Source organism: Thioclava arctica (assembly GCF_040892615.1).
Classification (GTDB): Bacteria; Pseudomonadota; Alphaproteobacteria; order Rhodobacterales; family Rhodobacteraceae; genus Thioclava; species Thioclava arctica.
Map to the genome: position 1 here is coordinate 204,085 of NZ_JBFRYC010000002.1, position 13,189 is coordinate 217,273.

A 13,189-nucleotide genomic window follows, 5' to 3' on the forward strand; every position below is an offset into this window, starting at 1 on the left:
GTCAGCCGCGCTAACCGGAGACGGATTTGGCCAAAAACCGCGATAACGAGGATTATCTTGGCCCGCTGCGCCGCGTGGGCGTGGCGCTTTTGGCGCTGTTTTTGCTGATCCTATTTCTGATCTGGCGCATCGACAGCCCCCGGATGGAGCGCGTGCGCTCGGCCCTTGTTGACCGCTTTGTGCCCAGTTTTGACTGGGTGATGGCGCCCGTCGGGAAGCTGACGGATATGGTCGAGGGGTTCCAATCCTACGCCCGCATCTACGAGCAGAACCAGGAATTGCGCCGCGAATTGCAGCAGATGAAAAGCTGGAAAGAGGCGGCCGTTCAGCTTGAACAGCAAAATGCCAAGCTGCTGGCGCAAAACAAGGTGCGGCTTGACCCGAAACTCACCAGCGTGTCGGGGCGCGTGCTGGCCGATAGCGGCTCGCCATTTCGCAAATCGGTGCTTCTGAATGTCGGGCAGCGCGACGGGATCGTTGATGGCTGGGCGACGATGGACGGGCTGGGGCTCGTCGGGCGGATCTCGGGCGTGGGCAAATCCACCAGCCGGGTGTTGCTGCTCACCGATGCCTCCAGCCGGATCCCGATCAGCATTCCCGCCTCGGGACAGAACGCAATTCTGGCAGGCGATAACTCGCCCTACCCGGTGATCGACTTCCTTGAACATCCCGAGCGCGTACGCCCCGGTGACCGGGTGATTTCCTCGGGGGATGGCGGAGTATTTCCTGCCGGGCTGCTGGTGGGACAGATCTTTCAGGGGCGCGACAAGCGGATGCGGGTGCGCCTTGCCGCCGATTACGAGCGGCTTGATTTCTTGCGCGTGCTGCGCTCGCACCCCGCCGAAAAGATTGACTCCGTTGGCAGCCTGATCGCGCCAGACCCCGCGCTGATTGAACGCGAAGCCGCGCAAAAGGCGCGCGCCGAGGCCAGCGAGGGCGCGCTGCAACCCGAAGATGGCACCGATAATGGAGGCGATGGGAGCGGGGCGGCCAGCCAATGATTGATCCGCTCACCAGCCGCCGTCTGCGCTATCGCGCGCTTTATGTCGCGATAGCGCTGGTGCTGATTTTCGTGCGCTTGCTGCCGGTCGATCATGCGCCCGGCGGTTTGCCCGGCCCCGATTTGACGCTGGCGATCACGCTGGCTTGGTTGCTGCGTCGGCCCGAATATGTGCCCGCTCTCCTGATCGTGGCGGTCTTTTTACTCGAGGATATGTTATTCTGGCGTCCAATCGGGCTTTGGGCGCTTATCGTTCTGGGCGCGACCGAGTTTTTACGTGCCCGCGAGGAATCCTTGCGCGATTTGCCCTTTGCGCTGGAATGGGCGCTGCTTGCGGCGATCTTGATCGCGATGATGGTGGTCAAGCGGATGGTGCTGGTGATGGTGCTGCTGGATCAGCCCTCGCTAGGGTTGGAGCTGTTCCAGATGTTGATGACACTGGCGGCCTACCCGTTCGTGGTGCTGGTGTCGCGGGTCGGATTTGGGTTGCGCCGCGCGGCTCCGGGTGAAGTCGATGCCTTTGGGCATAGGTTGTAGAGAAAGGGGTCAGCAATGAGACGATCCCCGAAAGAGACACAAGAAAGCACCCGCCGCATCACGCGCCGCGGGCTGATGCTGGGTGGCGCGCAATTGGCTGTGGTCGCGGTACTGGCCGCGCGGATGCGCAAGATGCAGCTTGAGGATGCCAATCAGTATCGGCTGCTCGCCGAGGGGAACTCGGTCAAGATCCGGCTGATCCCGCCTGCGCGTGGGCTCATTTATGATCGCAACGGCGTGTTGCTGGCAGGCAATGAGCAGAATTACCGCGTCACGATCACACGCGAGGATAGCGATGATGTCGAAGCCACGCTCAGCGAACTGCGCCGCCTCGTGCCGATTACCGATAGCGATGCGGCGGACATTCTGCACGATATTCGCCGCCGCCCCCCGACCACTCCGGTGACGGTGGCCGATCGTCTGAGTTGGGATGAATTCTCGCGCGTGGCAGTCAACAGCCCCTCTTTGCCCGGCGTGAACCCCGATGTCGGCCTGTCGCGAAACTACCCGCGCCGCGACGATTTCGCTCATGTCGCGGGCTATGTCGGCCCGGTCTCGGACTATGATCTGAGCAAGATGGATGACCCCGACCCGCTGTTGCTGATCCCGAAATTCCAGCTTGGCAAAACCGGGATCGAGGCCAAGGAAGAAAGCGTGCTGCGCGGTCAGGCCGGGCAGCGCCGGATCGAGGTGAACTCGGCAGGGCGCGAGATGCGCGAGCTGTCGCGCGAGCCGGGCAAGCCCGGTGAGAACCTGCAACTGACCCTCGATTACCGGCTGCAGAACTACGCGCTCAAGCGGTTGGAAAATGAATCCGCCGCCACCGTGTTGATCGACGTGACCAATGGGGATGTGCTGGCCTGTGCCTCTGCACCTTCGTTTGATCCCAATATGTTCGTGCGCGGCATCTCGGTGGCCGAATACCAGACGCTCACGCAGGATGACCACCGCCCCTTGGCCGATAAATCGGTGCAGGGCCTCTATCCGCCGGGGTCCACCTATAAGATGGTGACCGCGCTGGCCGCGCTTGAGGCCGGGCTTGTGACGCCCAATGAAACCGTCTGGTGTCCGGGTTATGTCGAGATTGCGGGACGGCGGTTTCACTGCTGGAAACGCGCCGGCCACGGCCATGTTGATATGACCAAAAGCATGGAGCAAAGCTGCGACGTCTATTACTATGAGATGTCGCAACGCGTCGGTATCGACAAGATGAGCGACATGGCCAAACGGCTGGGCATCGGCGTGCGCCCCGACCTTCCGATGTCGGCCGTCAAAGAGGGCGTGGCCCCCAACAAAGAGTGGAAAAAAGAGCGCTACGGCAAAGAGTGGCTGATCGGGGACACCGCCAATGCCGCGATCGGTCAGGGCTATGTGCTGGCCTCACCGATGCATCTTGCGATCATGACGGCGCGCATCGCAAGTGGCAAAAAGGTCGAGCCACGCCTGATCCGCACCCGCGACGGAATCGAGCAGCCGGTGCGCGTCAGCGACGATCTCGACATCCCCAAGGCCTATCTCGATGATGTCCGCAAGGGCATGACGGCAGTGGTGAACTCATCGCGCGGGACCGGGCGCGGCTCTCGCATTGCGATGGCGGAATGGAAGATGGCAGGCAAATCGGGCACCAGCCAAGTGCGCAACATCTCCAAGGCCGAGAGGGCGCGCGGCGTGATCCGCAACGACCAGTTGCCCTGGGATCAGCGCGACCACGCGCTGTTCGTCGCCTTCGCCCCGATCGACAATCCGCGCTACGCGGTCTCGGTGGTGGTCGAACATGGCTCGGGCGGGTCCGTGGCCGCAGCGCCGATCGCGCGCGATGTCTTGCTGTTCGCGCTCGCCGGTGGCCTTCCCCCGGATGAGGCCTACCCCTCTAGCGCGCGCGCCAAGGCCCAGGCGTTGAATGCCTCGCTGGATCTAGTCGACCCGGAAACCGTGCAAAAACCACAGGCGAAGTCGCGCGCATGAGCTATCTCGAATCCAACCTCAAGACCGTGCCAACGGGCTGGCGCAAACTGTTTTACATGAACTGGCCGCTGGTGGTCTTGCTAACGGCGGTCGCCTCGGCCGGGTTCTTGATGCTGTATTCGGTGGCGGGCGGCAACATTCACACTTGGGCCGAACCGCAGATGAAGCGCTTTGCCTTGGGCATGGTTGCGATGTTCGTCGTCGCCTTCGTGCCGATCTGGTTTTGGCGTAACGTCTCGGCGGTCGCCTATATCATCGCGCTCTTGCTGCTGGTCGCGGTGGAACTGTTCGGCGCAATCGGCATGGGTGCGCAGCGCTGGCTGGAAATCGGGCCGATCCGCATTCAACCCTCAGAGCTGATGAAAATCACCCTCGTGATGCTGCTGGCAGCCTATTATGATTGGCTGCCGGTCGAGAAAGTCTCGCGCCCGCAATGGGTTTTGGTGCCTGCACTGATCATCCTTGTTCCGACCTTCCTCGTGCTCGCCCAACCCGATCTGGGCACGGCGGTGATGTTGGTCTTGGGCGGGGCCTTCGTGATGTTCGCAGCCGGGGTTTCCTTATGGTATTTCGGCACAGTCGTTGCCTTGGTGGTGGCACTGGTCTTTGGCGTGATGGAAAGCCGGGGCACCGATTGGCAGTTGCTGCATGACTATCAATACAAGCGCGTCGACACCTTCCTTGACCCCGGCAGTGACCCGCTGGGCGCGGGCTATAACATCATGCAAGCACAGATCGCGCTGGGGTCTGGCGGCTGGTCGGGGCGCGGATTTATGCAGGGTACGCAGTCGCGGCTGAACTTCCTGCCCGAGAAACACACCGATTTCATCTTTACCACGCTGGCCGAGGAGTTCGGCTTTGTCGGCGCGTTTTCTTTGCTGGTGCTCTATGCCGGGATCATCGGTTTCGCGCTTTATACCGCGATGGCGACCAAGGACCGCTTTGCCTCATTGCTGAGTTTTGGGGTCGCGGGGACGTTCTTTTTCTTCTTCGCGATCAATATGGCGATGGTGATGGGGTTGATGCCCGTGGTGGGCGTTCCGCTGCCCTTGGTCAGTTACGGAGGCACCGCGATGATGATCTTGCTAGCGGCCTTTGGGCTGGTGCAAAGCGCGCATATTCACAGACCGAGGCAGGGATGATCCGGGTTCTTTTTGCCGATCGGGCCGAGAATTGGCCGCGCTATAAGGCTCCGTTGGCGCATGCCCTCGCGCAGGCCGGAGTGAGGGCGGAAATCGTGCTGCCCGATGCGGCCGCGCCCGACAGCATCGACTATATCGTCTATTCCCCGATGGGCCCGGTGCAGGATTTCACGCCCTTCACTCGCGCCAAAGCGGTGCTCAACCTTTGGGCTGGAGTCGAGCGTGTGGTGGGCAATAAAACCCTGACCCAGCCGCTGTGCCGGATGGTCGATGACGGGCTGGAGCGCGGCATGGTCGAATATGTGACCGGGCACGTGCTGCGCTATCATCTGGGGTTGGATGCAACGCTGGCGCAACAAGACGGGATCTGGCGCCACGATGACGGCGTGCCGCCACTGGCGCGCAATCGCCGCGTCGTGATGCTGGGGCTGGGGGCGCTTGGCGCGGCCTGCGCGCAGAGCTTGTCGGGTCTTGGTTTTGACGTGACGGGGTGGAGCCGTAGCCCGAAGCAGATCACAGGCATCACCTGTCTGGACGGAGCCGCGGGTTTGAGACAGGCGCTATCGCACGCCGAGATCCTTGTCTCCCTTCTGCCCGACACGCCCGAAACGTCCAATCTGCTAAACGCGCAGACGCTGGCTCTGCTGCCCAAAGGGGCGGCGATCATCAATCCCGGTCGCGGCACACTGATCGACGATGCGGCGCTGCTGGCAGCGCTTGATGCGGGGCAGATCGGCCATGCGACGCTGGATGTATTTCGTGTCGAACCCTTGCCTCCCGCGCACCCCTATTGGGCCCATCCGCGCGTCACCGTCACACCTCATATTGCAGCGGAAAGCCGGGCAGAAACCGCAGCACAGGTCGTGGCCGAAAACATTCGGCGCAGTGAGGCGGGCGAGGCGTTGTTATATTTGGTCGATCGCGCGCGCGGGTATTGAGCGGCTGGGGGTTTCACACCCCCAGCCCCCCGTGGAGTATTTCGCGCTAGATGAAATTCAAAGCTTAGCTGCGTCGAGCCCAAGTTGATGGACAAGCACGGCAAAATCGCCTTGCTGGCCCGTCCAATCGGCGGCGCGCGCGGCAAACAGCGTGGCCTGACTTTGATGGATCAACCCATCCGACAGGATTTTGAGGTGATTGGCGCGCAGAGTTTCGCCCGAGGAAGTGATATCGGCAATCGCCTCGGCCGTGAGATTTGCGATCGTGCCTTCGGTCGCACCTTGGCTGTCAACCAGCTGCCAGTCAGCCACGCCTTGCCGCGTCAGGAAATCGCGCACGAGGCGGTGGTATTTCGTCGCAATCCGCAGCCGGAACCCATGAGTTGCGCGAAAGCGATGCGCCACCGCGTCTAGGTCTTCGAGGCAATCGACATCGGCCCAGCAATCGGGCACCGCGATGATCAGATCGGCATAGCCAAAGCCCATCGGCGCAAGGCTTGTCACCTGACTGTCCCAATCAGCGAGCTTTTCGCGCACGAGATCCGAACCGGTCACCCCCAGATGGATGCGCCCGGCCGCCAGTTCACGCGGGATTTCGCCCGCTGACAGCAGCACAAGGCTGACGCCTTCAGCGCCCTCGACCGCACCGGCATATTCGCGCTCGGACCCGCTGCGTTTGAGCGTGATGCCGCGATTGCCAAACCACTCAAACGTCTTTTCCATGAGCCGCCCCTTGGAGGGCACGCCGAGTTTGATCATACCAGCCCCTCCAGATCGACCAACAGCCCGGCGCGGATCATGCCGCCCACTGCCGGGATTTCGCGCCCCTGCCCCAATTGGCGGGTCAGCGCGTCATAGCGCCCGCCAATCGCCACCGGCGGTAGGTCCGGGTCGGGGGCCGCGAAGGAAAAGACGAAGCCGTCGTAATATTCCATCGTGGAGCGGCCATGGCTGGCGTCAAAATGCAGATTATCCAGCCCGATCCCCTTGGCGGCAAGCGCGCTCAGGCGGCGCTGCAGCCGCGCGATCGCGGGTTCAAGCGCAGGTATCTTGAGCGCGCGCAGATGGTCAGGCGCGCTGTCAGCGCGGCAGCGCAGGGCTGCGAGCGCGTTGAGGGCATTGACCGAGGCGGCGGGCAGCGCAGGCGCGGCGGCATCGGCTTGCAGGGCGGCAATACGGGCCTCCATTTCGCCCTGTTGGCGCAGGCCGATCCAGGGACGATCCGAGCGCGCACCCGCAAGCAATTCGGCGCGCGCCTTTGGCACCGCAATTTGACCGCTATAGCGCGCAAGCAGGTGCTGAAACCGCTTGGGCCGCCAGATGTGACGCGCAAGTGCCGCCTTGCGTTCGGGCAAGGTATCAAGCCCGTCCACGGCCGCGCGCAACAGGCCCATATCCCCAATCGTGGCCGACAGGGTGAGACGGGAAAGGATGTTGGAGAACAACGCGAACACTTCGGCATCGGCGGCTTCGGGATCGGCGCGGTCGAAAATCTCGAAACCGGCCTGAAAATATTCATTGCTGCGCGCGGCCCCGCGATGGTCCTGACGGCGGAAAACTTCGCCCGCATAGGCATATCGCGCGGGTTCCGCACCATCGGCCATATGCGCCTGCACGACGGGCACGGTGAAATCCGGGCGCAGCATCATCTCACCGCGCAAAGGGTCGGCGGTGACATAGGCGCGCGCGCGGATATCTTCGCCGTAGAGGTCCAGAAGCGCCTCGGCGGGTTGCAGGATGTCGGGGGTGACTTCGACAGCGCCAGCCCTGAGGAACGCGTCAAGCAGGCGGGCGGCCATCGCCCTTGATTGCGCCTTGTCGGCCATGGATCAGCCCTCATAGCGCGCAAGGATCTCTTGCACTTTTTCAACCATTTCGCTGGTCGGAACCTCGAACTGCGCGGGTTGGGATTTCCATTCTTCAACTGTTGCGTCTTGGGCGATCTTTGCGCCAAGGATCAGATCCTTGACCTGCACCACGCCGCGCTCTGCCTCGTCACCACCTTGGATGATCGCCACGGGGCTTTGGCGTTTATCGGCATATTTGAGCTGGTTGCCGAAGTTTTTCGGATTGCCCAGATAGACCTCGGCGCGGATGCCAGCCCCGCGCAGTTGCGCAGCCATTGCCATGTAATCGCCCATCCGGTCGCGATCCATCACGGTCACCACGACCGGGCCTTGCTCGGTTCCGCCCAAGCGGCCCTTGGCGCGCAGCGCGGCCAGCAGGCGATCCACCCCGATCGAGACGCCGGTCGCGGGCACGGCCTGACCGGTGAAGCGCTTGACCAGATCGTCATAACGCCCCCCGCCCGCGACCGAGCCGAAGCTGCGCTTGCGGCCCTTCTCGTCAAGGATTTCAAAGGTCAGCTCGGCCTCAAAGACCGGGCCTGTGTAATAGCCAAGGCCGCGCACGACCGAGGGATCGATCACGATGCGGTCGGGGCCGTAGCCTTGCGCGTCAAGCAATTGGGCGATCTGTTCGAGTTCAGCCACGCCTTCGGCGCCCAAATCCGACCCGACGACGAGATCACGCAGCCGCGCGCAGGTCGCAGCGTTATCGGCGCGCTTGGCTTCCATGAAGCCCATCACCGTGTCGGCCTGCGCGTCAGATAGCCCCGCGCCCTTGGTGAAATCGCCCGATTCATCCATCCGGCCCGGGCCGATCAGCGCACGCACGCCCTCCTCGCCGAACTTGTCGAATTTGTCGATGGCGCGCAGGACGGTGCCGCGCTCGGCCTCAAATTTCGACGGATCGGAGGGGTCAAGAACGCCCGCGACCTCCATCACGCCATTCAGGACCTTGCGGTTGTTCACCCGCACCACGTAATCGCCGCGCTCGATGCCCACGGCTTCCAGCGCATCTGCCAGCATGGCGCAAATCTCGGCATCCGCAGCCACCGAGGGCGCGCCCACCGTATCCGCATCACATTGATAAAACTGGCGAAAACGGCCAGGACCGGGTTTCTCGTTGCGCCAGACCGGGCCCATCGTGTAGCGCCGATAAGGGCTGGGCAGGTCATTGCGATATTGCGCGGCCACGCGCGCGAGCGGCGCGGTCATGTCATAGCGCAGCGCCAGCCATTTGCCGTCGTCATCCTCTTGCCAAGCGAACACGCCCTCATTTGGGCGGTCCACATCGGGGAGGAATTTCCCCAGCGCCTCGACCGTCTCGATGGCCGAAGTTTCCAGCGCCTCAAACCCATGCGCGCGATAGACCCGCGCGATCGCGTCGAGCATCTCGGCCCGCTCGGTCACCTCGGCGCCGAAATAGTCGCGAAAGCCTTTCGGGGCTTCTGCGCGCGGGCGGGGCTGTTTTTTCTCTTTGGCCATTGGCTTGCACCTGATCTGATCTCGCGCGAGGGTGTAGCCCAAGGGGCAGGCCCCGGCAAGCGATAGGGACAACAGATGCAGGATCGAGTGGAACGGGCAGAAGAACAGATCGCCCATCTCAGCAAGATGGTGGAGGATCTTTCGGATGTGGCGGTCGAGCAATCGCGCCGGATCGAGCGATTGGAACGCCAGTTGGGCCTGATGATGGAGCGCGAGGCAGAACGTGAATTTGACAGCGGCGGCTCGGTTCCGCTGGCCGATCAGAAGCCGCCTCATTGGTAAAGATGCGCGCGCTTTGGGCCTTTGGGGCGACCTTGATCAGCTTGCAAATGCTGGTCTATTTCGGCCTGCTGATATGGCCCGGCGAGACCGACCTGCACGGCGCGATGGTGCGGTTTTCAGCATGGCAGGCGACGGGGGCGCTGGTGGTGCAGATCTTTGCGCTACTGCCCCTTTTGATCTTGCTGATCTGGCAATTTCGCCACCACACGCAGGCGCGGCTATTGCTGGGTGGGGCGCTGATTTTAAGCGCCGCTTTGGTAGTCTGCGCGTGGATTGAGCTGTGGTTGATCGAGGCTGCGCTGGCCGATTTGGTCAATATGGCGGATCGCGCACGGCAACTTGTTATCTTGCGCTGGGCTGAGGCCGCGCTTGCGTTTTGCGCGGCGATCACCTTGCGGCTGGGCTATGTCTCGGGCGCGCTTTAGACCTCTTCGACTTGTCCCACACCGCGCAAAGATCGGATCGCCCCTTTGACCTGCGGATTGACCGGGAATTCGCGCCCGGTGGCGATTTTGTAACGGCAGTTGCGTTCCGAATCATAAACCATGAAGGCGACGGGGCCGCGCGTGCGCACCTTGCCCTCTTCCTCAAGCCGCTCCAGCAGCGAGGCGATCGAGGGCAGCGCCATCGCGTCATCGACATGGATCAACAGCCCCGAGGCCCCCGCATCCGCCGTCGCCTTGTCCATCGGTTGGGCAGACGAGGCCACCATGCGCACCGATTCCCCATCGACCTCGACCTTGACGGTCAGCACCAGCAGATTGCCGGTTTCCAACACATCGCGGCAGGCCTCCAGCGCCTCGGACCAAAAGGCGACCTCGTAAGGGCCGCTCGCATCCGACAGCGCGACAAAGGCGAACCGATTGCCCTTGGCCGATTTCTTTTCGCGCACCGAGGCGACTTCGCCCGCAATTCTGGTGACGAATGATCCATCAACCGCCTTACGCTGCACCTCTTCCCAGCTCATCACGTTCTTGCGTTTGAGTGCGGGCAGGAAATCTTCGATCGGGTGGCCCGACAGGTAAAACCCGATGGCTTTGTGTTCTTCGGACAGGCGTTCGCCGGGTAGCCAGTCATCGGTATCGGCCAGACGCGGCGGGGGCAGATCGTCGCCCGCCTCGCCAAACAGTGAGACCTGCGCGCTCTCGCGCGCCTCGATCACGGCACCCGACCACGCCATCAGCGATTCGAGGCTTTCAAACACCCGCTTGCGGTTGGGATCGAGCAGATCAAACGCCCCGGCGCGTGCGAGCATTTCCAGCGGGCGCTTGCCCAGCCGCTTCATATCCACGCGACGCGCGAAATCGAACAGATCGGTGAAATCGCCCCCCGCCTCGCGCGCATCCACGATCATCTGCATCGCATCCGAACCGACGTTTTTCAGCGCGCCCAGCGCGTAGACCAGCTTTTGATCGACCACGTCGAAGCTTGCGAGCGAGCGGTTCACGCAAGGCGGAATGATCTCGATCCCGAGCTTTTTCTGCACCTCATCGGCATAGACGGCCAGCTTGTCGGTTAGGTGAATATCGCAATTCATCACCCCGCCCATGAATTCGACGGCGTGGTTGGCCTTGAGCCAGCCGGTGTAATAGCTGACCACCGCATAGGCGGCGGCGTGGGATTTGTTGAAGCCGTAATTGGCGAATTTTTCGAGCAGGTCGAAAACTTCCGAGGCCTTTTTCTTGTCGACCCCGTTCTGTGCCGCTCCCGCCTCGAATTTCGGGCGCTCGGCGTCCATCGCCTCTTTGATCTTTTTCCCCATCGCGCGGCGCAACAGGTCAGCGCCGCCAAGCGAGTAGCCCGCCATCACCTGGGCGATCTGCATAACCTGTTCCTGATAGACGATAATCCCCTGAGTTTCCTCAAGAATATGGTCAATCGTTGGATGCACCGAGGTGATCGGCTTCAGCCCGTTCTTCACCTCGCAATAGGTCGGGATGTTCTCCATGGGCCCCGGACGATAAAGCGCCACAAGCGCCACGATATCCTCGATACAGGTGGGTTTCATCTGGCGCAGAGCCGATTTCATGCCCTCCGATTCCACCTGAAACACCGCGACCGTTTTCGCGGCGGCATAGAGTTCATAGGTCTTGGGGTCATCCAATGGGATCGCGTTGATCTGGTTCTCGGCCCCCTCGGCGGGTTCATACAACTGGTTCCCAGCCGCATCGACATGCAGCGGACGGCCCGATTTGAAGATCAGGTTCATCGCCGATTGCACGACGGTCAGGGTTTTCAGACCCAAAAAGTCGAACTTCACCAGCCCGGCCTGTTCGACCCATTTCATGTTGAACTGCGTGGCCGGCATGTCCGAGCGCGGATCTTGATAAAGCGGAACCAGCTCATCAATCGGACGATCGCCGATCACCACCCCGGCGGCGTGGGTCGAAGCATTGCGCAACAGCCCCTCGATCGCCTTGGCGTAATCAAGCAGCCGCGCGACGACCTCTTCACTGCGCGCGGCTTCGCGCAGACGCGGCTCATCGGCCAGCGCCTTTTCGATGGAAACCGGTTTGACCCCCTCGACCGGGATCATCTTGGACAGCTTGTCGACCTGCCCGTAAGACATCTGCAACACGCGGCCTACATCGCGCACCGCCGCCTTGGACAAAAGCGCGCCGAAGGTGATGATCTGGCCCACCTTGTCGCGCCCGTATTTCTCTTGCACGTAGCGGATCACCTCTTCGCGGCGATCCATGCAAAAGTCGATATCGAAGTCGGGCATCGAGACCCGTTCGGGGTTCAAGAAGCGTTCGAACAGCAGGCTATAGCGCAGCGGATCAAGGTCGGTGATGGTCAGTGCATAGGCGACAAGGCTGCCCGCCCCCGAGCCCCGCCCCGGCCCCACCGGAATATCGTGATCCTTGGCCCATTTGATGAAATCGGCCACGATCAGGAAATAGCCGGGAAAGCCCATCTGCTCGATGATGCCCAACTCGAATGTCAGGCGCGCCTCGTAGTCTTCGACGGGCACGGCATGCGGGATCACCGCCAGACGCGCGCGCAAGCCTTCCCACGCCTGACGGCGCAATTCCTCGATCTCGTCATCGGCGAATTTCGGCAAGATCGGATCGCGGCGATAGGTGGCAAAGGCGCAGCGTTTGGCGATCTCGACGGTATTTTCCACCGCCTCGGGCAGATCGGCAAACAGCGCCACCATCTCGCTTTCGGATTTGAAATAATGCTGCGGCGTAAGGCGCCGACGGGGTTGCGCCTGATCGACATAAGCCCCGTCGGCGATGCAGATCATCGCATCATGCGCCTCGTAAAGGCTTGATTTCGGGAAATAAACATCATTGGTCGCCACCAGCGGCAGGCCCATCTCATAGGCCCATTCGACAAAGGGGCGCTCGGTTGCGGCCTCGGCCTCGGTCACGGCACTGACCTCGCCGGGATGGCGCTGCAACTCGACATAAAGGCGCGTCGGATAGATCGCGGCCAGACGCTCCAGCAGCGCGCGCGCCTTGCCGTTCTGACCTGCCCGAATAAGCCGCCCGATGGGCCCGTCAGAGCCGCCGCTCAGACAGATCAAGCCCTCGGAATGGGCCTCCAACTCGTCGACCGTAACCTGAATCTGTGCCCCGTGCTTATCCAGATAAAGACACGAATTCAGCTTCATCAGGTTTTCGTAGCCACGCTCGGATTGCGCCAGCAGCACGATGGGCGCAGGCGCGCGCGGGCGTTCGCCGGGCTGGGCGGGATCATATTCAACCGAGACCTGACAGCCCACGATCGGCTGCACCCCTGCCCCCAACGCGGTCACAGAAAATTCCAATGCCGCGAACATGTTATTGGTGTCGGTGACCGCGACGGCAGGCATTTTCGCCGCCTCGCACAGCTTCACCAGCTTCTTGGCGGGCACAGCGCCCTCAAGCAGCGAATACTCGGTATGGACGCGCAGGTGAATGAATCGGGGGCTGGTCATCGCGCCACGATAAGGTGCGCGCGCGCAGACGAAAAGTGCCAAAACCACCGATCCCGAATTCGCGTTCAATC

At 62.1% G+C, this 13,189-nt stretch carries 11 protein-coding genes; 7 read left to right on the forward strand and 4 right to left on the reverse strand.

Annotation, left to right across the window (positions count from 1 at the left end; all coding sequences use genetic code 11):
- Positions 1 to 26: 26 nt before the first annotated feature.
- The 5 genes from mreC to AB4874_RS03915 are packed head-to-tail and all read left to right on the forward strand — an operon-like array spanning position 27 to position 5,582.
- Positions 27 to 1,001, forward strand: coding sequence for a rod shape-determining protein MreC (mreC, locus tag AB4874_RS03895; RefSeq protein WP_295531546.1), 975 nt, complete (start codon positions 27 to 29; stop codon positions 999 to 1,001).
- Positions 998 to 1,537 (forward strand): rod shape-determining protein MreD, encoded by a 540-nt coding sequence (locus AB4874_RS03900; RefSeq protein WP_368391009.1) that lies wholly within the window; start codon positions 998 to 1,000, stop codon positions 1,535 to 1,537. Before mreC ends, AB4874_RS03900 begins: the two co-directional genes overlap by 4 nt.
- A gap of 15 nt (positions 1,538 to 1,552) precedes the next feature.
- Positions 1,553 to 3,502 (forward strand): penicillin-binding protein 2, encoded by a 1,950-nt coding sequence (mrdA, locus tag AB4874_RS03905; RefSeq protein ID WP_368391010.1) that lies wholly within the window; start codon positions 1,553 to 1,555, stop codon positions 3,500 to 3,502.
- The gene (gene rodA / locus AB4874_RS03910) at positions 3,499 to 4,644 is read left to right on the forward strand and encodes a rod shape-determining protein RodA (protein WP_295531555.1); all 1,146 of its coding nucleotides are present in this window, start codon (positions 3,499 to 3,501) and stop codon (positions 4,642 to 4,644) included. The genes mrdA and rodA overlap by 4 nt, the downstream gene beginning before the upstream one ends.
- Positions 4,641 to 5,582 carry a 2-hydroxyacid dehydrogenase gene (locus AB4874_RS03915; protein ID WP_368391011.1) on the forward strand — a complete coding sequence of 314 codons (942 nt, stop codon included), beginning with the start codon at positions 4,641 to 4,643 and terminating at the stop codon, positions 5,580 to 5,582. Before rodA ends, AB4874_RS03915 begins: the two co-directional genes overlap by 4 nt.
- A gap of 57 nt (positions 5,583 to 5,639) precedes the next feature.
- Here AB4874_RS03915 and hisG read toward each other — a convergent pair whose 3' ends face one another.
- The 3 genes from hisG to hisS are packed head-to-tail and all read right to left on the reverse strand — an operon-like array spanning position 5,640 to position 8,911.
- Complete coding sequence (hisG, locus tag AB4874_RS03920; protein ID WP_295531560.1) at positions 5,640 to 6,341, reverse strand: ATP phosphoribosyltransferase; 702 nt, start codon at positions 6,339 to 6,341, stop codon at positions 5,640 to 5,642.
- Positions 6,338 to 7,408: an ATP phosphoribosyltransferase regulatory subunit gene (locus AB4874_RS03925; RefSeq protein WP_368391012.1), complete on the reverse strand. Its 1,071-nt coding sequence runs from the start codon at positions 7,406 to 7,408 to the stop codon at positions 6,338 to 6,340. Before AB4874_RS03925 ends, hisG begins: the two co-directional genes overlap by 4 nt.
- 3 nt (positions 7,409 to 7,411) lie before the next feature.
- Positions 7,412 to 8,911 (reverse strand): histidine--tRNA ligase, encoded by a 1,500-nt coding sequence (gene hisS / locus AB4874_RS03930; protein ID WP_368391013.1) that lies wholly within the window; start codon positions 8,909 to 8,911, stop codon positions 7,412 to 7,414.
- A gap of 75 nt (positions 8,912 to 8,986) precedes the next feature.
- Between hisS and AB4874_RS03935 the strand changes: the two genes are divergently transcribed.
- Both AB4874_RS03935 and AB4874_RS03940 read left to right on the forward strand, forming a co-directional pair.
- Positions 8,987 to 9,193: a SlyX family protein gene (locus AB4874_RS03935; protein WP_295531568.1), complete on the forward strand. Its 207-nt coding sequence runs from the start codon at positions 8,987 to 8,989 to the stop codon at positions 9,191 to 9,193.
- The gene (locus AB4874_RS03940; RefSeq protein ID WP_368391014.1) at positions 9,187 to 9,618 is read left to right on the forward strand and encodes a hypothetical protein; all 432 of its coding nucleotides are present in this window, start codon (positions 9,187 to 9,189) and stop codon (positions 9,616 to 9,618) included. Before AB4874_RS03935 ends, AB4874_RS03940 begins: the two co-directional genes overlap by 7 nt.
- On the opposite strand, the gene dnaE is transcribed toward AB4874_RS03940, so the two are convergent.
- The gene (dnaE, locus tag AB4874_RS03945; protein ID WP_368391015.1) at positions 9,615 to 13,118 is read right to left on the reverse strand and encodes a DNA polymerase III subunit alpha; all 3,504 of its coding nucleotides are present in this window, start codon (positions 13,116 to 13,118) and stop codon (positions 9,615 to 9,617) included. The genes AB4874_RS03940 and dnaE overlap by 4 nt on opposite strands.
- Between the last annotated feature and the right edge of the window lie 71 nt (positions 13,119 to 13,189).

Bases quoted from the DNA above. Each gene is read 5' to 3' on its own strand.
- AB4874_RS03900 (WP_368391009.1), top strand. From the start codon at position 998: ATGATTGATCCGCTCACCAGCCGCCGTCTGCGCTATCGCGCGCTTTAT.
- mrdA (WP_368391010.1), top strand. From the start codon at position 1,553: ATGAGACGATCCCCGAAAGAGACACAAGAAAGCACCCGCCGCATCACG.
- rodA (WP_295531555.1), top strand. From the start codon at position 3,499: ATGAGCTATCTCGAATCCAACCTCAAGACCGTGCCAACGGGCTGGCGC.
- AB4874_RS03915 (WP_368391011.1), top strand. From the start codon at position 4,641: ATGATCCGGGTTCTTTTTGCCGATCGGGCCGAGAATTGGCCGCGCTAT.
- hisG (WP_295531560.1), bottom strand. From the start codon at position 6,341: ATGATCAAACTCGGCGTGCCCTCCAAGGGGCGGCTCATGGAAAAGACG.
- AB4874_RS03925 (WP_368391012.1), bottom strand. From the start codon at position 7,408: ATGGCCGACAAGGCGCAATCAAGGGCGATGGCCGCCCGCCTGCTTGAC.
- hisS (WP_368391013.1), bottom strand. From the start codon at position 8,911: ATGGCCAAAGAGAAAAAACAGCCCCGCCCGCGCGCAGAAGCCCCGAAA.
- AB4874_RS03935 (WP_295531568.1), top strand. From the start codon at position 8,987: ATGCAGGATCGAGTGGAACGGGCAGAAGAACAGATCGCCCATCTCAGC.
- dnaE (WP_368391015.1), bottom strand. From the start codon at position 13,118: ATGACCAGCCCCCGATTCATTCACCTGCGCGTCCATACCGAGTATTCG.